Below are 20,488 nucleotides of genomic sequence, written 5' to 3' on the forward strand. Positions count from 1 at the left end.
AAAGAGATCGGCGTCCGACCCGGGCGCCGATTTGCGTTTTATCCCCTCAGCGCCGCCAGTCCAGCCAGTCGCGCATCAGTTCATGGGCAATGGCGCCTTTCGGTGGGGTTCCGAGTTCGCCGTCGGTGAGCGCCACGCCGGTGTTTCGCGCCAGCATCGCGGCGGTTTCCTCGCGGGTGAACCAGCGGCAATCCTCAAGCTCCTGCACGTCGCGATGGATATCGCGGGACTGGGCCTCGGCGTAGCAGCCGATCATCAGCGTGTGCGGCATCGGCCAGGGCTGCGAGGCATGGTAGCGGACGCGGCCGACGCGGATGCCGGATTCCTCGTGGGTTTCGCGGCGCACGGCATTCTCGATCGTCTCGCCCGGCTCGACGAAGCCCGCGAGGCAAGAATACATGCCTTCCGGAAAATGCGGGCTGCGTCCGAGCAGGCAGAGGTCACGCTCGATGTCGACGGTCAACATGATGACCACCGGATCGGTGCGCGGAAAGGCCATGTGGCCGCAGGCGGTGCAGACGCGGCGGTAACCACCGGCCTTGCCCTCCATCGCCGAGCCGCATTTGCCGCAGAATCGGTTCGCCGCATTCCACGTGATCAGGCTCGATGCCTGGGCGAACTGGCCGAGCAACTCGTCGGGCAGCATCTGCTGGCGGTAAAGCGTGCGACCGTCGGCGAGCTTGAAGGGTTCGGGAAGCGTTTCCTCCGTCAGGCCGACCGGAACAGCCAGCCGCGGCTCGCCGTTGGCCAAGAAACCGAGCAGGATCGCATCATCAAGCTCGGGCTCGAGTCCCGCGAGTTCATAGGGCGCGAACAGCGGATCGATGATCTTCTCGTCATGTTTGACAACCAGCTTGCCGCCGGAAAAGGCGAAGACATGCGCGCCCTCCTTGCGGAAGGCGACTTCGACGCAATCGTCGGGTCGATGCTCCGACTGCCGGTCCAGATGATTCTCGGCGAAAGCAACGAGCGTGCTCGGCTCGGGGTGCGGGCTGTGCAGTTCGAAGATCGATTTCGTCATGATCAAAGGTTTTCCAGTATCCGTGCCGCGAATGCCTTGCGCTCGTCATCGTCCCAGGGGTCGGCTGTCCCGAAACCCCAGACCGGCCCCGGCCAATTGGCATCCCCCTCGCTGCGGGCGATGACATGGACGTGAAGCTGGCGGACGATATTGCCAAGCGCGCCGACATTGATCTTCGTCGCCCCCGTCACCTTTTTCAATGCCGAAGCGGCCATATTCGTCTCGAAAGTCAACATCGCCTGGTCGAGCGGCGTCAGGTCGAAGATTTCCGACACGCCGTCGCGCTGCGGAATGAGCACCAGCCAGGGCCAGCGGCGGTCGTTGTTGATGCGAAGCTGGCAAAGACCGAGTGTGGCGATCAGCAATCCATCGCGCTGAAGACGTTCATCGATATCGAAGGCAGGCAAGCAGGTCTCCCATGGACAGTGATTTTTTGTTTGTTTGCACAACGATAGCAGTTTTTTGAAGGCGTGGCTTGCTTTTGGTTTCGATATTGCCGATATGAGAGCCGGGAGGTTGGTGGTGGACGAGCCACTCGCCAACCGGGTCAGGTCCGGAAGGAAGCAGCCCCAACGAGCCAGGCACGGGTCATCGTGCCAGCCTCCCACCCTTTTTTCGGCGCCGCGCGGTTGAAAAGCGCGCAAAGGACGCCGAAACACGAGGAAGCAGCGTCCTGTCTGGACAAGACTTGTAGCCAAGCGGCAGGGGCGATGAGCGAAGATACCCTACTCCCGACATCCGAAAAACCCGCCGCCTATCGGGTTCTCGCACGCAAATACCGCCCCAAGGATTTCTCCGACCTGATGGTCGGCCAGGAACCGATGGTGCGCACGCTCACCAATGCGTTCGAGACCGGCCGCATCGCCCAGGCCTATATGCTGACCGGCGTGCGCGGCGTCGGCAAGACGACCACGGCCCGCATCCTGGCGCGCGCGCTGAACTACAAGACGACTGAAATCGACCAGCCGACCATCGACTTGCGTATCCTCGGCGAACATTGTCAGGCGATCATGGAAGGCCGCCATGTCGATGTCATCGAGATGGACGCCGCCTCCCATACCGGCATCGACGATATCCGCGAGATTATCGAGCAGGTACGCTACCGCCCTGTTTCGGCGCGCTACAAGGTCTATATCATCGACGAAGTGCACATGCTGTCGACCCAGGCCTTCAACGGCCTGTTGAAGACGCTCGAAGAGCCGCCGGAGCATGTGAAGTTCATTTTCGCGACGACCGAAATCCGCAAGGTGCCGATCACCGTCCTGTCGCGCTGCCAGCGCTTCGACCTGCGCCGCATCGGCGCGTCGGATCTCGTCGGCCTGTTCACCACCATTCTCGGCAAGGAAGGCATTTCGGCCGATCCGGATGCGCTGGCAATGATCGCCCGCGCGGCGGAAGGGTCCGCACGCGACGGCCTGTCGCTGCTCGATCAGGCGATCGCCCATGGCGGCGGCGTGGTGGAGGTCGAAGCCGTGCGCTCGATGCTCGGACTTGCCGACCGCGCCCGCATCGTCGATCTGTTCCAGCATATCGTCAAAGGCGACGTTGCAGCCGCATTGGATGAATTCGCTGCCCAATACGAGGCCGGCGCCAGCCCGTCCGTGGTGCTGACCGACCTTGCCGACTTCACCCATCTCGTCACTCGGCTGAAATATGTGCCGGATGCCGCCAACGACCAGTCGCTGAGCGAGATCGAACGCACCCGCGGCGCCGAGTTTTCGTCCAGCATCTCCGTGACCACGCTGTCGCGCATTTGGCAAATGCTCTTGAAGGGTATTCCGGAAACGGAAAGCTCCTCGCGTCCGGCCGGCTCCGCCGAGATGGTGCTGATCCGTCTCGCCCATGCTGCCCACCTTCCCTCGCCGGAGGATGCGGCCCGCCGGCTGCTCGAACTGTCCGGCGGCGAACCCCAGCGGCAGCCTTCCGCGCCGAACGGCGGCAATGGCGGCGGGGCACGGCCCCCCCTTGCCAGCACCTCCATGCAGGCCCGCGGCAGCGATATGCCGCCGACGCAGCGCGCGACCGGAAACGGCGCGACCATGCTGCGCGCCGTGCCGAACGCAGCACCGCAGCCGGAAATGCCGGTTGGCAAGACGGAAGAAAAGCCGGCCGAAGCCCCGGTGACAAAAGCGGAACCGAAGGTCGCCGTCAAATCGGCGAGCGACATTGCGGAACTCTGCGCCGCCAACCGCGATATCAGGCTGAAGACGCTGGTCCGCAACTTCGTCCGTCTCGTCCATCTGGAGCCCGGGCGGCTGGAGATCAACCTGCCGGATGATGCGCCGAAGACGCTGGTTGCCGAGCTTCAGAAAAAGCTGGAAGAGTGGACGGGCATCCGCTGGATGGTGATCCTCAGCCGCGAGCCCGGCCAACCGACGCTTGTGGAGGCCGAAGCGGCCACGAAGGAGCGACAATTCAATGACGCCCGGCAGGACCCGGACGTCGCCGCCATCATCGCACGGTTTCCCGGCGCAAAGATCGCCGACGTGCGGATAAAGGGGCCGGAACCGGAGGAAGAGCCGCAGGCCGTGGCCGCCGCCGAATCCGAAGAAGGCGATATCCTTCCCGGCGACGATATCGAGCACTAAGTGTAACATTACCACGAGACAGGAAGAGGACATGGCGATGCGCGACATCATGGGCATGATGGGCAAGGTCAAGGAAATGCAGGCCAAGATGGAGAAGATGCAGGAAGAGATTTCTGCGCTCGAAGTCGACGGCACCTCCGGCGGCGGTCTGGTCACCGTGCGCATGGACGGCAAGGGCAACTTGAAGGGCATCAAGATCGACCCGTCGCTGTTCAAGGAAGACGATGTCGAGATTCTCGAAGACCTGATCGTCGCCGCGCACAAGGACGGCAAGGACAAGGCCGAGGCGATCACCGCCGAAAAGACCCGCGCGCTCACCGCTGGCCTGCCGATCCCGCCCGGCATGAAGCTGCCTTTTTAAGCCGCAAAACGACACAGGCGAGTGACGGCCAGGCAAATGCCGATGGCGGGATTGCAGACGCTCAGGCGCTGGTGAGCTTGGCACGAAGCTTGTAATGGATCGGCGCTGCGAGATATCGGTCGCGATCCTCGTCGGTGAGATTCTTGCCGAAGGTTTCGAGCATTTCCGGCATCAGGACCGGCGGCCCCGAATAGGCCTGATAGGTGACGGCATCGCCCGCCTGAACGACGCCATCCTTGAGCACGCGGCAGTAGAAACCCGGCCGCCCCGCCTTGGCGAAACGCTTTGCGAAAGCGGGGTCCTCCATCCGCGCCGCAAGCGTGGCGCAGGGAATGCGGGCGGAGGTGACTTCGAGCTCGATCGCATCGGTCACAAATCGGTCGCCGACGGAAACCTTCCGGCTATCGGCGCCTTCGATCACGAGATTTTCGCCGAAAATGCCGGGTTCCAGATTGCGCCCGAGTTCCTTCGACCACCAGTCGAGATCGACCGAGCCGAGCGCATAAACCGCCTGATCGACGCCGCCATGGTGTTTGCGGTTGCAGATCCTGTCGCCGATCAGGCCTTCGCGGTCGATCATCACGGCGGCTTCGACCGGGTGCTTGAAGATGCCGGTCTTGTAGGACTTGCCGGGCAAGATTTCGGCGCTGCCGGTACAAACGGCCAGGATTTTCATCGGCGATGCTCTCGTTTTAAGCGATTCCGTTCCCCACGGATATGGAGTAGAACCGCCGCATGGCAAAGCGAGTCACCGGCCCCGAAATCGAAAAACTCATTCAGCTCCTGGCGAAGGTGCCCGGGCTCGGGCCGCGATCGGCCCGGCGTGCAGCACTTCATCTGGTCAAGAAGAAGGACCAACTGCTTGGCCCGCTGGCCGACGCGATGGGCGACGCCTACGCCAAGGTCCGGATCTGTTCCTGCTGCGGCAATGTCGATACCAGCGATCCCTGCAGCGTCTGCACCGACGACCGGCGCGACAATTCCGTGATCATCGTCGTCGAGGACGTCTCCGACCTCTGGGCGCTGGAGCGGGCAGGCGCGATGAACACGGCCTATCATGTGCTCGGCGGCACGCTCTCGCCCCTCGACGGCGTCGGACCCGACGACCTCAACATCAAGGGTCTGATCGAGCGTGTCTCGAAGGGCGGCGTGCATGAACTGATCATCGCCGTCAACGCCACCGTCGAAGGCCAGACGACCGCGCACTACATCACCGACCAGCTCGACGGCCTCGACGTCAAGATCACCCGTCTCGCCCACGGCGTCCCCGTCGGCGGCGAGCTGGACTATCTGGACGAGGGCACACTGACGGCGGCGCTACGGGCGAGGACGGTGATTTGAGAATGCAACAGGCTTTCGTCGTGCCGAGAGTGCCCACCCCCCTCTGCCACTCCGTGACATCTCCCCCTCAAGGGGGGAGATCAGATGCCGCGCTGTCAGTGGTTGCCAAGGTCTTTCACTATTTGAAGAGAGCGCCACGAGGGAAAAGAATAATCTCCCCCCTTGAGGGGGAGATGTCGGCATCGCCGACAGAGGGGGGTAAGGCGCGGCACACTCTAGCCGCGATAATCGCGACGATTGTATCGCTGATGCCCCTGCCCACCCTCGCCGCCTCCAAGGCCGAGACCGAGGCGCAGTTCCGCCAGTGGCTGCAAACCGACCTCTGGCCGGAAGCGCAGAAGGCCGGCATTTCGGAAAAATCCTTCAGCGCCGCCTTTTCCGGCGTGACGCTCAACTGGGACCTGCCGGACCTCGTGCCACCGGGCACCAAGCCGCCGAGCGAGCAGAAGCAGAGCCAGGCGGAATTCTCTTCGCCAGGCGCCTATTTCTCCGAACAGCGTCTGCAGGGACTGGCCGCAACCGGCCGCAGCCTTGCCAAGACCCATGCCGCGACACTCAAGCGGATCGAAAAGACCTATGGCGTTCCCGGGCCGATCGTGCTCGCCATCTGGGGCCGCGAATCCGGCTTCGGCCGTGCAAAGATCCCGCATCCGATCATGGATGTGCTGGCGACCAAGGCCTTCATGTCGACGCGCGGCGATCTCTTCCGGCGCGAACTGATCGCAGCCCTTCATATTCTCGACAGCGGCGACGTGCGCGAGGCCGAAATGAAGGGCTCCTGGGCCGGCGCCATGGGGCAGCCGCAGTTCCTGCCGACGAGTTTTTTGAAATATGCCGTCGATTTCGATGGCGACGGGCGGCGCGACATCTGGAATTCGGTGCCGGACGTGCTCGGCTCGATCGCCCATTATATGTCGGAAAAGGGCTGGCAGCGCGGCCGCGACTGGGGCTTCGAGGTCAGCATCCCGGCCAAGGTCTCCTGTGCGCAGGAAGGGCCGGACCTTGCCAAGCCGATTGCGCAATGGGCCTCGACCGGCATCGAGCGGGTTTCCGGCAAGGCCTTTCCAACTGATGAAAGCAAGGCCAGCGGAATGATGCTGGTGCCAGCCGGCCGCCATGGGCCGGAATTCATCGTCACGCCGAATTTCTACGTGGTCAAGGAATACAACAACTCCGACCTCTACGCCCTGTTCATCGGCAACCTCGCCGACCGGATTTCATCCGGTGGCGGCGCCTTCAGGGGCCAGTTCGGCGACGTCGGCAAGATGCTGCGCTCGGACGTGCTAAAGATGCAGAAGAACCTGCAGGCACAGGGCTATGATATCGGCAAGGCCGACGGCCTCGCCGGCTACAAGACCCGCCGCTCTCTCGGTGACTGGCAGGCGAAGAATGGCCGGGCACCGACGTGCTTTCCGGATGCAGGGTTGAAGGCCAAGCTACGCTGAGCAGAAGCGGCACCGTGCGTCAGTGCATGTCCATCTGCTGCTTGTAGCGCTCGTAATCGTAGGGAAGGATGGTCTGGCGTTCGATCATCCGATGCACGTGCGGCGGGGTCTCGCCGCGATGCAGTTCCAACAGCCGGTCGCCGATTTCCGCGTCGGCCTGCGTCCGGCGCTGGTTGTGGCGGACATATTCCACCCAGGTCGGCACGTGATAGGTCTCGGTCCACACCGTCGGGTTTTCCAGATCGCGCATCAGGGCCCATTGCCCGGCGCCATCGCGGATGCGGATGCGGCGGCGTTCGGCCATGGCGGTCAGGAAGTCCGGCACGTCGTCGTCGGCGATGTCGTAGTCGATCATCACGACGATCGGTCCGCTGCGCGGCTTGAGGTCGAGCTTCAAGAGCGGTTCCGAGAAGCGGTTGAGCGGATCGAGATTGAGCGACTGGAATTCCGGCAAAGGCAGGCGAAGGCCAATGGCGGCACCGACGACCATCAGCAGCGCCGAAGCGACCAGCGCATTGGCCGGGCCATAGGTCTCGGCCGCCTGCCCCCACATCCAGCTGCCCGCGGCAATGCCGCCGAAGGTGGTGGTCTGGTAGAGCGACAGCGCCCGGCCGACCACCCAGCGCGGCGTCGAGAGCTGCACCGTCGTATTGAACAGCGACAGCGCCAGCACCCAGCCGGCGCCGGAGAGAAGAAGCGCAAGGCTTGTCAGCCAACCGTAGGGGCTCAAGGCCGTCATCACGCTCGAGACCGCGAAACCGGCAAAGGCGATGCGCACGATCCATTCGCTCGAAAGCTGCTCGCGCAGCCGGGCGCTCAGCAGCGCCCCGCCGATTGCCCCCAGGCCGAAAGCGCCGAGCATGATGCCGTAGGTGAGCGGCCCGCCGGCAACGAGATCGCGGGCGACCAGCGGCAGGAGCGCAAGGATGGCGCTGGCGGAAAGGCCGAAGACGAAGCCGCGAAACAGCACCTTGCCGATATTGGGCGACATGGCGACATAGCGCAGCCCCGCCGAAATCGCCCTGACCATCGGTTCGCGCGGCAGCTTGCTCAGCGTCACTTCGCGGCGCCAGCGGACGAGCGCGAAGAGAAGCGCGAAATAGCTCAGCGTATTGGCAGCGAAGGCCGCGGCAGCGCCAGCCGCTGCGACGATGGCACCGCCGATCGCGGGGCCGACGGAGCGGGTAATGTTGAAGCCCATGCTGTTCAGCGCCACGGCGGCGGGCAGCACGTCGCGCGGCACCATATCGCCGACGGAAGCCTGCCAGGACGGATTGTTGAGCGCCGTGCCGCAGCCGATCAGGAAGGTGAAGAGCAGGAGCAGCCAGGGTGTGACAAGGCCGAAATAGGTGCAGACCGTCAAAAGCGCCGAGACGGCCAGCATGAAACACTGGGCGATCAGCATGATGCGGCGCCGGTCGAAATTGTCGGCGAGCGCGCCGGAGACGAGCGAAAACAGCATGATCGGCAGCGAGGTCGAGGCCTGCACCAGCGCCACCATGTTCACCGACGAGGTGATCGACGTCATCATCCAGGCGGCGCCGACGGCCTGGACGAGGCCGCCGAAGTTGGAGGCGAGGCTCGCCACCCAGATGACGCGAAAGGTGTCGTGCCTGAACGGCGCCAATGGCGATAGTCGATGCGGCAAGCGCTGTCCCCCCACCCTGTCTTGTTCTGGAGTCTTTGTGACGCCCAATCTAGGCCAGAACATTTGCCGGGCAAGCAAAAGCACAATCGCCGGCAGGATTTTGCCACTCGAGCTGCGATACAGCGGTTTTACCGGGCGAGGCTCGGCATATCTTGCATTTGCGGATAATCGAGCGTATATGACGCTCAAATTCTTGATCGGTTGATGAAGAGTGGGCCCGTCAGGACCCGCTCTTTTTTATTAGCCGATGGTTTGGGAGAGCATCGTTTGTCCGACACGGCAGCGACAGAAAACACGCAGGAACCGCGGCTGATCACCGAAACCGGAATCGACCGCCGCATCGCCGACATCATCGAGCCAGTGCTCATTCCGATGGGATACCAGCTGGTGCGGGTTCGCCTGACCTCGCAGAACGGCGCGACGCTGCAGATCATGGCCGAGCGCACCGACGGCACGATGACGGTCCAGGATTGCGAAGCCATCTCGACGGCGATTTCGCCGGTTCTCGATGTGGAAGATCCGGTCGACAAGGCGTATCATCTGGAAGTGTCATCGCCCGGCATCGACCGGCCGATGGTGCGCAAGTCGGATTTCAGCCGCTGGGCCGGCCATCTGATCAAGTGCGAGACCTCGATCCTGGTCGACAATCGCAAGCGTTTTCGGGGCAAGATCGTTGCGGCCGACGATGAGGGTTTCACCATCGAGCGCGACCAGCCGGCCTATGGCGAAGAGCCGCGGGTGGTCATCCCGTTCACGGCGCTGGCCGAAGGCCGGCTGATCCTGACGGACGACCTGATCCGCGATGCGCTGGCGGCGGACAAGAAGGCCAAGGCGGCCCAAGCCGCACATGGGATGGCGGCGAACGAAAACTTCGAAGACGAAGATTCGCCGATCGAATGAGTTTATGGCGCGGGTCGCTTCAGGATGAAGCCCCGGCAATCAGACGGAGACTTGAAAATGGCAGTGAGTGCTAACCGGCTCGAACTTCTGCAGATCGCGGATGCCGTCGCGCGCGAAAAGGTGATCGACCGCGAAATCGTTCTGGCCGCCATGGCCGACGCGATCCAGAAGGCGGCGCGCTCACGCTATGGTTCTGAGAGCAACATCCGCGCCGACATCAATTCCAAGACCGGTGAAATCCGCCTTCAGCGCCTGCTCGAAGTGGTCGAGGCTGCCGAGGACTATTCCACGCAGATCCCGCTCGAACTGGCGCGTGACCGCAACCCGGACGCCAAGCTCGGCGACTTCATCGCCGATCCGCTGCCGCCGATGGATTTCGGCCGTATCGCCGCCCAGTCCGCGAAGCAGGTCATCGTCCAGAAGGTGCGCGAAGCCGAGCGTGACCGTCAGTTCGACGAATTCAAGGACCGCATCGGCGAAATCGTCAACGGCACGGTCAAGCGCGTCGAATATGGAAACGTCATCGTCGACCTCGGCCGTGGCGAAGGCATCATCCGCCGTGACGAAATGATCCCGCGCGAGAACATGCGCTATGGCGATCGCGTCCGCTCATACGTCTATGATGTGCGTCGCGAACAGCGCGGCCCGCAGATCTTCCTGTCGCGTACCCATCCGCAGTTCATGGTGAAGCTGTTCACCATGGAAGTTCCGGAAATCTACGACGGCATTATCCAGATCCGCTCGGTAGCCCGCGACCCCGGCTCGCGCGCCAAGATCGCCGTGATCTCGAACGACAGTTCGATCGATCCGGTCGGCGCCTGCGTCGGTATGCGCGGTTCACGCGTTCAGGCCGTCGTCGCCGAACTGCAGGGCGAAAAGATCGACATCATTCCGTGGTCGCAGGATCCGGCGTCGTTCATCGTCAACGCGCTTCAGCCGGCGGAAGTGGCCAAGGTCGTTCTCGACGAGGACGCAGAGCGCATCGAAGTCGTGGTTCCGGACGAGCAGCTGTCGCTCGCCATCGGCCGCCGCGGCCAGAACGTTCGCCTCGCCTCGCAGCTGACCGGCTGGGACATCGACATCATGACGGAAGCGGAAGAATCCGAGCGCCGCCAGAAGGAATTCAACGAGCGGACCAATCTGTTCATGGAAGCGCTCGACGTCGACGAAATGGTCGGCCAGGTTCTGGCTTCGGAAGGCTTCGCCGCCGTCGAGGAACTGGCCTATGTGGAACTCGACGAAATCGCCTCGATCGACGGTTTCGATGAGGACACCGCAAACGAGCTGCAGACCCGCGCCCGCGAGTATCTCGAGCGCCTGGAAGCGGAAATGGATGCCAAGCGCAAGGAGCTCGGTGTTTCCGACGAACTGCGCTCGATCGACGGCATGACCGGCAAGATGCTGGTGGCGCTCGGAGAAGACGGCATCAAGACGATGGAAGACTTCGCTGGCTGCGCCGCCGACGATCTCGTCGGCTGGTCCGAGCGCAAGGACGGCGAGACGAAGAAGTTCGAAGGCCTGTTCTCCAAGCTTGAAGTCTCGCGTATCGAAGCCGAGCGTATGGTCCTGCAGGCGCGTCTCGCTGCCGGCTGGATCACGCAAGAGGACCTGGCGCGCGAAGAAGAATCGCTCGAAGTCGTGGAAGGCGCGGAACAGGACGCCTGACCGGGCGTCGCTGATCGTGATCCGGGCCGCTGATGCTGCTTGAAGACAAAGACCCCGCCGGGGACATCGAAGGTGAAGCAGTGAACGGCCGCATGTGCATCGTGACACGGCAGAGCGGAACGCCGGAAACGCTGATCCGCTTTGTCGCTGGCCCCGATGGCCAGGTGGTGCCCGACCTGAAGAAACAACTGCCGGGCCGCGGCTGCTGGGTCAGCGCCGAACGGGCCGTGCTTGAAAAGGCAATCGCCAAGAAGCTGTTTGCTCGCGGCCTGAAGAAGGCCGATGTGACGGCAGGGCCGGAGCTCGCCGACGAGGTGGACCGGCTCTTGTCGCTGCAGCTCGCCGGCATGATGAACATGGCGCGCAAGGCAGGCCAGTTCATCAGCGGCGCCTCGAAGGTGGAGCAGGCGGTGCGCGGCATGGCGGCGCTCGCCACGTTCCACGCGGTCGATGCGGCCGCCGACGGCGTGCGCAAGATCGACCAGGCGCGCAAGGCGATGAGCTTTGTCGCCGATGACGGACAGGAAATACCCTCCTTCCGCTTCTTCACCGAGGCGGAAATGGGAGGGCTTTTGGGCCAGAATGCTTTTATCCATGCTTGCGCGCTTGCAGGGCAGGCGGGTGAGGGTGTAGTGAAGCGCGCAAACATGCTCGAAAGGTACCGGGGAACCGTCCCGGTCCGAGCCGTCGGCGCCTCTACTGGCTTGCCGACACAATGACGCGGGTCACCGGCGAAGGCCGGCCAAACTGCGATTGTAAATATGAAATCGAACGACGGGGTCTGGTGATACGCATCCGGCCCTGATCTTAGGAAACGGAACGGAATGACCGACAACAACGACGACAAGACATTCGGCGGAGCCAAGAAGACGCTGACCCTGAAGCCCTCCGGGGTCAGTCAGGGAACTGTTCGGCAGGACATGGGTCGTGGCCGGACGAAGGCGGTCGTGGTCGAAACGCGCAAGCGGCGGCCGCACCGGCCGGAAGACGAAAAGCCGGTCGTTCCGATCACAACGCCCACCCCGATCGCGCGTTCAGCTGAACAGCGGCCGAGCCCCGTTCAGCAGCCGTCGCGTCCCGCCCCGCAGGCTCAGCAGCCGCGTCAGGACAATCGCCAACCGGACAACAACCGTCCGCGCGTCGGCGTGGTCCTGAACCAGCTCTCCGCCGGCGAGATCGATGCGCGCCGCCGCGCGTTGGCAGAAGCGCAACTTCGCGACGCCGAAGACGCCAAGCGCCGCGCTGCCGAAGAGGCGCGCCGCCAGGCCGAGGAAGCCGCTCGCCTGAAGCAGGAGCAGGAAGAAGCCGCCCGCCGCGCCGCGGAAGAAGCTGCCCGCTCGCCTGCCGAACGCGAAGCCGACAGGGTCGCAGCCGAAGCGGTGAAGGCCGCGGAAGCAGAAGCAGCCGCCGTCGAAGCCCGCAAGGCCGAAGACCGGGCACGCGCCCAGGCCGTCAAGCCTGCGACGACGCCATCGGTTACGCCGCCGGTCGGCCTGCGCGCCCGCAAGCCGGAAGCAGAAGACGACGATGCCCGCCCGAACCGCGGTGGTGCCGCCCCCGTGCGCGGCAAGGTCGTTCGTCCGGAACCGGCCAAGGTCCCTGCTCGTCCGAAGACCGAGGAAGAGCGCCGCAAGGGCAAGCTGACGCTGACGGCTGCTCTCGACGACGAGGGCAATCCGCGCGGCCGCTCGATGGCTGCCATGCGCCGCCGTCAGGAGAAGTTCCGTCGCAGCCAGATGCAGGAAACCCGCGAAAAGGTGATGCGCGAAGTGATTTTGCCGGAAACCATCACCATTCAGGAACTGTCGCAGCGTATGTCCGAACGGGCCGTCGACGTCATCAAGTACCTGATGAAGGAAGGCCAGATGATGAAGCCGGGCGACGTCATCGACGCCGACCTTGCCGAACTCATCGCCGGTGAATTCGGCCATACCGTCAAGCGTGTTTCGGAATCCGACGTCGAGGAAGGCATCTTCGATGCGGCCGATACCGGCGAAATGCTGCCGCGTCCGCCGATCGTGACCATCATGGGCCACGTCGACCACGGCAAGACCTCGCTGCTCGACGCCATCCGCCATGCGAACGTCGTGTCGGGTGAAGCCGGTGGCATCACCCAGCATATCGGCGCCTATCAGGTCGAGCAGAACGGCAACAAGATCACCTTCATCGACACCCCCGGCCACGCTGCGTTCACCGCAATGCGTGCCCGTGGTGCGCAGGCGACCGACATTGCCGTCCTGGTCGTCGCAGCCGACGACAGCGTGATGCCGCAGACGATCGAGTCGATCAACCACGCCAAGGCGGCCGGTGTGCCGATCATTGTGGCGATCAACAAGATCGACAAGCATGAGGCCAACCCGGACAAGGTGCGCCAGCAGCTGCTGCAGCACGAGGTCTTCGTTGAATCCATGGGCGGTGAAGTGCTCGACGTCGAGGTTTCGGCCAAGACCCACAAGAACCTCGACAAGCTGCTCGAAGCCATCCTGCTTCAGGCGGAAATTCTCGACCTGCGCGCCGATCCGGCCCGGACTGCCGAAGGTACCGTCGTGGAAGCGCAACTCGATCGCGGCCGCGGTTCGGTTGCCACCGTTCTCGTCCAGAAGGGCACGCTGACCCCCGGCCAGATCATCGTCGCCGGCGACCAGTGGGGCCGTGTGCGTGCGCTTGTCAACGACAAGGGCGAGCATGTGAAGTCCGCCGGTCCGGCAACCCCGGTCGAGGTCCTCGGCCTTTCCGGCACGCCGCAGGCGGGTGACAAGTTCGCCGTCGTCGAGAACGAGAGCCGTGCCCGCGAAATCTCCGAATATCGTCAGCGCCTCGCCCGCGACAAAGCTGTTGCCCGCGCATCCGGCCAGCGCGGCTCGCTTGAGCAGATGATGATGACCATGCAGAATACGGGGCTCAAGGAGTTCCCGCTGGTCATCAAGGGCGACGTGCAGGGCTCGATCGAGGCGATTGCCGGTGCCCTCGAAAAGCTCGGCAACGACGAAGTGCGTGCGCGCATCGTGCATTCCGGTGCCGGCGGCATCACCGAATCCGACATCTCGCTGGCGGAAGCCTCGAATGCCGCGATCATCGGCTTCAACGTCCGCGCCAATGCCCAGGCCCGCACGGCGGCAGAGCGCGCCGGCATCGAAATCCGCTACTACAACATCATCTACGATCTGACGGATGACGTGAAGGCGGCGATGTCGGGCCTGCTCTCGCCGGAGCGCCGCGAAACCTTCCTCGGCAATGCCGAGATCCTGGAGGTGTTCAACATCACCAAGGTCGGCAAGGTCGCCGGTTGCCGCGTCATCGAAGGCAAGGTCGAGCGTGGCGCAGGCGTTCGCCTGGTTCGCGACAACGTCGTCATCCACGAAGGCAAGCTCAAGACGCTCAAGCGCTTCAAGGACGAAGTCTCCGAAGTGCCGATGGGCCAGGAATGCGGCATGGCCTTCGAGAACTACGAGGACATCCGCGCAGGAGACACGATCGAGTGCTTCCGCGTCGAGCACATCACCCGTACGCTGTAAGCGCGCTAGGGGTCTTGATAGAGAGTGTGGAATGGCGGCTATGGCCGCCATTTTGCGTTCGGGAGACGCTCAGCCGGCGAACCTTGATCGTCGGAACCCTGCTTTACCGAGCATTGGCAAAGAAAAACCCGGAAGGGGGCGCTGCCTTCCGGGTTCTTCGGTGTGTTTCAAGCAGATAGTAAGCTCAGATCTGTTTGCCGATCTTGGCGTCGACGGATTGGGCGTTCGATCCGCGGATCGCGAAGAAAAAGAAGATCGCGGCCCAGAGGATCGATTTTTCTGCGCCGGCGAGACCCTCGCCCGTCACGATGCCGTGGAAATAGACCGTGACCAAAAGCACGATCATCGCCGCGAAGGCGGCGGGCCGCGTGAACAGGCCGATCGCGACCAGGATGCCGCCGAAGAATTCGGTGGCCGACAGGAGCGGCGACCAGAAGACGCCGGGATAGAAGCCGAGACCTTCGACCATGCCGACGGCGCCGAAGGGATTGATGATCTTGCCGTAGCCATGGGTGACGAGAAGGACGCCCGCGACAACGCGCAGCAGCGTTTCCGCCGTCGTGTCGAGTGGCAGGCAGAACCGCTGCAGGGCGGGCAGCATGGCTGGCGGCCGGGTGGATGAAATGTCAGTCATGTTGACTCCTCATGAATTTTCGCAACGCAACACTCTCTTGCTGCAGAGATTGCGACGATCAAGGGGCGCCGCCTGAAAACATGATAAATTTAGTTGACATTTTCGTGAGCTGTCTTGATCTCGCGATTGCAGCCGATGCCGCCGGCGGCTAAGTTGCGGCTACTGAAATCGATACGGACACTGACATGAGCGAAAAGCCGCGCATCACCATCCTCTACTGCACCCAGTGCAACTGGCTGCTGCGCGCCGCCTGGATGGCGCAGGAACTGCTCTCCACCTTCGGCGACAGCCTCGGTGAAGTGGCGCTCATTCCCGGCACCGGTGGCAATTTCGAAATCCATGTCGATCAGACGCTGATCTGGGAACGCAAGCGCGATGGCGGCTTTCCGGGGCCGAAGGAGTTGAAGCAGCGCGTGCGCGACGTGATCGAACCGGAGCGTGACCTCGGTCACACGGACCGGACCTGACGTTTTGACGGCAGGCCTTCTTTTCAGCGTCTTCAGCGCCGCCTTCCTGTCGGCGACCCTGCTGGTCGGCGTGTCCGAAGCGGCGCTCGTTGTCGCCGCCACGCAGCCGGATGCCTGGCCCTTCGGCCTCTTCGTTGCGGCGACCGCGGGCAATGTGCTCGGAGCCGTGGTCAACTTCGCGCTCGGGCGCACGCTCCTGCGCTTCGAACATCGGCGCTGGTTTCCTGTCAGCCCGGCGAACCGGCGGAAGGCCGAGGCGCTCTTTGGCCTTTACGGCCGGCCGGTCCTGCTGTTCTCATGGCTGCCGATGATCGGCGACCCGCTGACGCTGGCAGCCGGGCTCTTGCGAACGCCCTTTGCCATCTTTCTCGTCTATGTGACGCTCGGCAAGGCGGCGCGCTACGCCGTGCTGCTCTGGGCCTGGGACGCCATCGCCGGCTGATACATTTTCCAACAAAAACGGCGGGGAAAATCCCCGCCGAGGATCGAACGGCAACGCCTCAGCGGTAGGGCGAATAGCAGATCCTGTAGACGCCGCCATAGCTCAGGAAGCGGTTGCTTGCCGGATCGTAGGAGCGATACCGCTGCAGGCACCAGTTCACATGCGAACTGTAACCGCGGCGGACATAGCGATCGCGGTAGTACGGCCGTGGTGTGATGTAGACGCTGACACCGGGCCGATAGTAAGGCCGGTAATACGGCCGGTAGCCGTAGTAGGGCTGATAGCGGCTATACGGGCGGTAGCCATAGTAAGGCCGGTGGTCACGATACGTGCCGTAACCCCCATAGTCGCGGCGGTACTGGACATCCGTGTAGCGATCGATCTTCACATCCGGAACGGCGAACGGAACCGCCTGCGCAGAAGCCACAGGTGTCATGATGGAGGCGGCGCTCAGCGCGCAGCCAATAACGAAATTTCGAAATCCCGCCATTTGTTTCCTCATTTCTCCCAAAAGGGTTTGCTTCGGTTGGTGTCCCTGTTTCATATAACGGTCAGTATTTTTGTTTTATTCGTGGTTTCGCCTATTGCCCGACTGCAGATTACGTCTTTTGGCGTCCAGCCCCTTCCAACTGGATAGAATGCGCCAATATTTCCTGTAAGTCACTCGCCCCGTTATCAAAATCCTGTCAAACAGACGGAGGATAGATTGAGCTTGAAATTCGGAACCAGCGGCCTGCGCGGCCTCTCCATCGACCTGAACGGTCCACCCGCTGCCATTTACGCGACCGCGTTTGCGGCCTATCTCCTGTCGTCCGGCCAGGCGAAGCCCGGCGATCCGATCCTTCTCGGCCGGGATTTTCGCGACTCGAGCCCGGATATCTCCGCCCTCTGCGCCGGTGCGCTCTCGCGTGCCGGCCTGACGGTGCTTGATTGCGGCACCGTGCCAACACCGGCGCTGGCGCTTTACGGCCTTGAAAAGGGCGCGGCCGGGCTGATGATCACCGGCTCGCATATCCCCGCCGACCGCAACGGCATCAAGTTCTACCGGCCCGACGGCGAGATCGCCAAGAGCGACGAAGAGGCAATCAGCGCCGAGGCGGCCAAGCTACAGGCATCCCCCGTCGGTGCCACCGCGGGCGACGCGGAGGACCATTCTGAGCAGGCAAAGGCCCTCTTCCTTGCCCGCAACACTGCAATCCTGCCCGCCGGAGCGCTATCGGGCCTGAAGGTTGGCGTCTATCAACACAGCACGGTCGCCCGCGACCTCTTTGTCGATGTCCTTTCCCATTATGGCGCCGAGGTCGTGCCGCTCGGCCGCTCCGAGACCTTCATCCCGGTCGATACCGAAGCCGTCTCTTCTGCAACGATCGAGCTGCTCCAGGCCTGGACTGCCGAGCATGAACTTGATGCCATCGTCTCCGCCGATGGCGACGGCGACCGCCCGCTCGTCAGCGATGAAAGCGGCCTGCCGCTGCGCGGCGACCTGCTCGGGTTGACCGCCGCGCAGTTCGTCGGCGCGACGGTTGCCGTCACGCCTGTCACCTCCAATTCGGGCCTCGAGCGTCAGCCGGGCATTTCCATCCTGCGCACCCGCGTCGGCTCTCCCTTCGTCATCGAAGGCATGCTGGAGGCCGTGCGCCAGGGACAGACGGGCGTCGCGGGCTTCGAGGCCAATGGCGGCACGCTGACCGCCACGGATTTCACGCTCAACGGCACCGTGATCAAGGCCCTGCCGACGCGCGATAGCTTCCTGCCGGTGCTGGCGGTGCTCTCCCGTGCCGCGCGCGCAGGCAAGCCGCTCTCGGCGCTCGCCGCGGATTACGCCCTGCCGGTGGCACTGAGCGACCGGATCGAGAATTTTCCGCTTGAGGCAAGTTCCGCGCTGATGGCCTATCTGCGCGCCGGCAGAGACAATCTCACGCAATTCCTCGAGCCGATCGGCACGCCGGACAGTCTCAGCGACATCGACGGACTGCGGGTCACGCTCACGGACGGCCGCGTCATCCACTTCCGTCCGTCCGGCAATGCGCCGGAGATGCGCTGCTATGTCGAGGCGGAAACCGCCGAGCAGGCGCAGGTCCTGCTCGAACAAGGCCTCGACCGTATCCGCGCTTTCGCCGGGCAGCAGGGGTGACGAAGGTCAAGCGCTTGATGGGGCAAATTCATTTCGGTCAAAAAGCCTTGTAATCCAAGCCTTTATTCGACTTTCCCGCAGGGTTTTCAAGAAAACTTCAAAAACCCTGTTGACACCAAAGCGTGAGCCCCTTACATGCCGGTCCGTCGCCCAGATGGCGGAATTGGTAGACGCGCCAGCTTCAGGTGCTGGTACTCGCAAGGGTGTGGAGGTTCGAGTCCTCTTCTGGGCACCAAGTTCCAAAAAAGCTCTGTAATCCCAAAAGGATGCAGAGCTTTTTGCTTTTCGGGCGGAACGCTCCCGATCATGCACGTGCCGCCTCGCCCTCGTTCAATCCTCTCTCGTTGCGGGTCCAACGCTTTTATCCTATAGGCCCCTCAATATGAGGAATACCCCTATTGAACTCGCCATTTGGAATCACCATCTCGATTGGCAGCGGCTTCCCGTGCTGATCCATGCACATGAAGCCGGGGCCGGCCACAGAATCGTCGACAACCCGACCCGGGCAGGCGTGATTCTACTGACGAATTGACCTCTGGCTTAAAAGCGCCGGAGAGTTTTGTTATGTCTGCATGGACCATCTGGCTTTTTTAAAAGCGTGCATTAGTATGTGCTCTCATGATGGACACACGCTTCTCTTCGGCTCTGCAGATCATTATTACGGTTGCCGTCAATGAAAACAATAACACTCGGTCAACGAGCAATACATTGGCATCCGGGCTCGATGCCAAGCCCAGCCTCGTACGCAAACTCATCGCACCGTTGATGCAAAAGAATATCCTCGTATCGTCCGAAGGATACCAGGGCGGCTATCGGCTCGGCCGTCCCGCAGACTCGATTTACCTCAGCGAAATCTATCTTGCCGTAACGCCGGACAAGAAAATCTGGGGTACGCGAGAGGACATTCCCGCTGCATGCTTCATTTCGAGCAATATGGGCGAATGGTCGGCGAAGCTTTGCAAGGAAGCGGAAGGCGCGCTTCTTGGAGTGCTTGGCGAGAGATCCGTTCAGGATGCCATTTCGGAGCTTGTGACCATCGATGGCGGGAAGTGTCCGTTGGGGAGGAAGCTTGCGACCTGAAATACGCAAATTCCACGGCGTGCGGGACGGCCGGCGGGAAACGGGCCGTCCCCGTCACTGATCGGAGGTCAATCAAATCCGTGACGAACCATTGGTTTGCTGCGCGTTTCGCGCAGCAAACCGGATGATGTCGTAATGCGACTTAGAAATCACGCTGAAGGCGAAGGAAGCCGAATACTTCGTCGTCGCCATCATCTTCATCGTGGTACTGGACGCTCAGCTTGGTGGAGAGCTGCTCGACAATCTTGTAGTCGACGGTCACACCGGCAGTCCAGGCATCGCCACCTCCGAAGCCTTCGCCGCTCGCGCTCAGGTCGATATTGTCAAAGTACTGCACGCCGGGAGTGATGGCGAACTTGTCGTTGATCTTCAGTTCGTACTGGGCGCCGACAGTCCATTCGGACTCTTCGTAATAGTAGTTCGCGCCGCTCGCCCAGGCGCCATAAACGCCGAGCTGGCCAGGTCCGATATCCGCGTAGACGATGCCGCGGATTGCGCCCTCTTCGGTGTCGGTATCGTAGCCGCCCAACAGATAGCCGGTGACCACGCCGACGGTACCCGAAACCTGTCCGGTGACCCCGACATTGTTGGGACCTTCGCCCGGCTTGGTGTCGTATTCGTCGTCCAGTTCTTCTACTGCGATACCGGCCGTAAAGGCGTCGGTCTCGTACTGGTAGCGGATGGCGTTATGGCGGGTGTCGTTGCTGGCGATCGAGTCCGTTTCGCCGCTCAGGTCGTCATCCCACCAGTTGTACTGCATGCCAACCCGGAGGCCGGCAATCTCGATGTAACCTTCATCGAGGAAGGTATCGGCGTTGCCGGCGGAGTTGCCCTCGGCGTTCGTGCGCAGGTTGATACGGCTCGTCAGCGCTCCGTATTCGGTGTCGCTCTTTGCCGTGAAGTTGACCTGCGCGCGGGTCCAGAACGACCAGTCGGACGTACCGACGAGATCTTCGCCGAAGCGAGCCTCCGTACGGACGTAACCGCCGATCTTCAGGCAGGTTTCCGTCCCGGGGATGTAGAAGTAGCCCGTGCCGAACGCGTCGCAGACGCGCACATATTCCATCGGCTCCGGTTCAGCCGCAACGATCGCGTCGGCGGCATAAGCGCCGCCTGCTGAGCTCAATGCCGCAGCAGACGCAAAAAGAAAAGCCTTTATAGTCATTTCCGATCCAATCTAGTTTCGATTGGGCACAGGTTTGCGTGGCTGAAGAAATCAGCGCCCCGACCCCAAATATCGATTCAAG

Annotated in this window: 18 protein-coding genes, 1 tRNA gene, 1 other RNA gene and 2 pseudogenes; 15 read left to right on the forward strand and 7 right to left on the reverse strand. The window is 62.6% G+C overall.

Annotated elements, in window-relative coordinates; all coding sequences use genetic code 11:
* Positions 1–46: 46 nt before the first annotated feature.
* Together nudC and ACSQ3F_RS05020 are read right to left on the reverse strand one after the other, a co-directional pair.
* Positions 47–1,021: an NAD(+) diphosphatase gene (nudC, locus tag ACSQ3F_RS05015; RefSeq protein ID WP_436099215.1), complete on the reverse strand. Its 975-nt coding sequence runs from the start codon at positions 1,019–1,021 to the stop codon at positions 47–49.
* Positions 1,022–1,023: 2 nt separating this feature from the next.
* Entirely contained in the window at positions 1,024–1,428 is a 405-nt protein-coding gene (locus ACSQ3F_RS05020; protein ID WP_436099216.1) for an HIT domain-containing protein, read from the reverse strand.
* A 104-nt stretch (positions 1,429–1,532) separates the two neighbouring features.
* Between ACSQ3F_RS05020 and ffs the strand changes: the two genes are divergently transcribed.
* From ffs to ACSQ3F_RS05035, 3 genes are all read left to right on the forward strand, one after another.
* An RNA gene (gene ffs, locus ACSQ3F_RS05025) (signal recognition particle sRNA small type) lies at positions 1,533–1,629 on the forward strand.
* Positions 1,630–1,731: 102 nt separating this feature from the next.
* On the forward strand, positions 1,732–3,609 hold the full coding sequence (locus tag ACSQ3F_RS05030; RefSeq protein ID WP_436099217.1) for a DNA polymerase III subunit gamma/tau: 1,878 nt from the start codon (positions 1,732–1,734) through the stop codon (positions 3,607–3,609).
* A gap of 37 nt (positions 3,610–3,646) precedes the next feature.
* Entirely contained in the window at positions 3,647–3,970 is a 324-nt protein-coding gene (locus tag ACSQ3F_RS05035; protein ID WP_037125981.1) for a YbaB/EbfC family nucleoid-associated protein, read from the forward strand.
* 61 nt (positions 3,971–4,031) lie between these two features.
* Here the strand turns inward: ACSQ3F_RS05035 and ACSQ3F_RS05040 are convergent, their stop codons facing one another.
* A complete protein-coding gene (locus ACSQ3F_RS05040; RefSeq protein ID WP_436099218.1) occupies positions 4,032–4,646 on the reverse strand; it encodes an MOSC domain-containing protein in 615 nt (204 codons plus the stop codon).
* A gap of 59 nt (positions 4,647–4,705) precedes the next feature.
* Here ACSQ3F_RS05040 and recR point away from each other — a divergent pair, with 59 nt between their 5' ends.
* Positions 4,706–5,311, forward strand: coding sequence for a recombination mediator RecR (gene recR / locus ACSQ3F_RS05045; protein ID WP_436099219.1), 606 nt, complete (start codon positions 4,706–4,708; stop codon positions 5,309–5,311).
* Between the two features lie 248 nt (positions 5,312–5,559).
* Positions 5,560–6,756 carry a lytic murein transglycosylase gene (locus tag ACSQ3F_RS05050; RefSeq protein WP_436099220.1) on the forward strand — a complete coding sequence of 399 codons (1,197 nt, stop codon included), beginning with the start codon at positions 5,560–5,562 and terminating at the stop codon, positions 6,754–6,756.
* Positions 6,757–6,775: 19 nt separating this feature from the next.
* Here the strand turns inward: ACSQ3F_RS05050 and ACSQ3F_RS05055 are convergent, their stop codons facing one another.
* Positions 6,776–8,404, reverse strand: coding sequence for an MFS transporter (locus ACSQ3F_RS05055; RefSeq protein ID WP_436099221.1), 1,629 nt, complete (start codon positions 8,402–8,404; stop codon positions 6,776–6,778).
* 267 nt (positions 8,405–8,671) lie between these two features.
* Here ACSQ3F_RS05055 and rimP point away from each other — a divergent pair, with 267 nt between their 5' ends.
* The 5 genes and pseudogenes from rimP to infB form a co-directional block, all read left to right on the forward strand.
* Positions 8,672–9,304 carry a ribosome maturation factor RimP gene (gene rimP, locus ACSQ3F_RS05060; RefSeq protein ID WP_436099222.1) on the forward strand — a complete coding sequence of 211 codons (633 nt, stop codon included), beginning with the start codon at positions 8,672–8,674 and terminating at the stop codon, positions 9,302–9,304.
* A 57-nt stretch (positions 9,305–9,361) separates the two neighbouring features.
* Positions 9,362–10,969: a transcription termination factor NusA gene (gene nusA, locus ACSQ3F_RS05065; protein ID WP_436099223.1), complete on the forward strand. Its 1,608-nt coding sequence runs from the start codon at positions 9,362–9,364 to the stop codon at positions 10,967–10,969.
* Positions 10,970–11,001: 32 nt separating this feature from the next.
* Positions 11,002–11,688, forward strand: coding sequence for an RNA-binding protein (locus tag ACSQ3F_RS05070; protein WP_436099224.1), 687 nt, complete (start codon positions 11,002–11,004; stop codon positions 11,686–11,688).
* 105 nt (positions 11,689–11,793) lie between these two features.
* A pseudogene (locus ACSQ3F_RS05075) lies at positions 11,794–12,352 on the forward strand (translation initiation factor IF-2 associated domain-containing protein); the annotation flags it as partial.
* Between the two features lie 47 nt (positions 12,353–12,399).
* Positions 12,400–14,484 (forward strand): annotated as a pseudogene (gene infB / locus ACSQ3F_RS05080) (translation initiation factor IF-2); the annotation flags it as partial.
* A gap of 184 nt (positions 14,485–14,668) precedes the next feature.
* Here the strand turns inward: infB and ACSQ3F_RS05085 are convergent.
* Entirely contained in the window at positions 14,669–15,118 is a 450-nt protein-coding gene (locus tag ACSQ3F_RS05085) for a DoxX family protein (protein WP_436099225.1), read from the reverse strand.
* Between the two features lie 185 nt (positions 15,119–15,303).
* On the opposite strand from ACSQ3F_RS05085, the gene ACSQ3F_RS05090 reads away from it, so the two are divergent.
* Complete coding sequence (locus ACSQ3F_RS05090) at positions 15,304–15,585, forward strand: SelT/SelW/SelH family protein (protein WP_436099226.1); 282 nt, start codon at positions 15,304–15,306, stop codon at positions 15,583–15,585.
* Positions 15,586–15,589: 4 nt separating this feature from the next.
* Complete coding sequence (locus tag ACSQ3F_RS05095; protein ID WP_436099227.1) at positions 15,590–16,027, forward strand: YqaA family protein; 438 nt, start codon at positions 15,590–15,592, stop codon at positions 16,025–16,027.
* A gap of 58 nt (positions 16,028–16,085) precedes the next feature.
* Here the strand turns inward: ACSQ3F_RS05095 and ACSQ3F_RS05100 are convergent, their stop codons facing one another.
* Positions 16,086–16,517, reverse strand: coding sequence for a BA14K family protein (locus ACSQ3F_RS05100; RefSeq protein WP_436099228.1), 432 nt, complete (start codon positions 16,515–16,517; stop codon positions 16,086–16,088).
* 216 nt (positions 16,518–16,733) lie between these two features.
* Between ACSQ3F_RS05100 and ACSQ3F_RS05105 the strand changes: the two genes are divergently transcribed.
* From ACSQ3F_RS05105 to ACSQ3F_RS05115, 3 genes are all read left to right on the forward strand, one after another.
* The gene (locus tag ACSQ3F_RS05105) at positions 16,734–18,161 is read left to right on the forward strand and encodes a phosphomannomutase (RefSeq protein ID WP_436099229.1); all 1,428 of its coding nucleotides are present in this window, start codon (positions 16,734–16,736) and stop codon (positions 18,159–18,161) included.
* Positions 18,162–18,309: 148 nt separating this feature from the next.
* Positions 18,310–18,396: transfer RNA gene (locus ACSQ3F_RS05110), tRNA-Leu, on the forward strand.
* 383 nt (positions 18,397–18,779) lie between these two features.
* Positions 18,780–19,241, forward strand: coding sequence for an RrF2 family transcriptional regulator (locus tag ACSQ3F_RS05115; RefSeq protein WP_436099230.1), 462 nt, complete (start codon positions 18,780–18,782; stop codon positions 19,239–19,241).
* 142 nt (positions 19,242–19,383) lie between these two features.
* On the opposite strand, the gene ACSQ3F_RS05120 is transcribed toward ACSQ3F_RS05115, so the two are convergent.
* Positions 19,384–20,406: a porin gene (locus ACSQ3F_RS05120; RefSeq protein WP_436099231.1), complete on the reverse strand. Its 1,023-nt coding sequence runs from the start codon at positions 20,404–20,406 to the stop codon at positions 19,384–19,386.
* Positions 20,407–20,488 lie beyond the last annotated feature (82 nt).

This window comes from Pararhizobium sp. LjRoot238, assembly GCF_964252955.1.
Taxonomy (GTDB): domain Bacteria; phylum Pseudomonadota; class Alphaproteobacteria; order Rhizobiales; family Rhizobiaceae; genus Pararhizobium.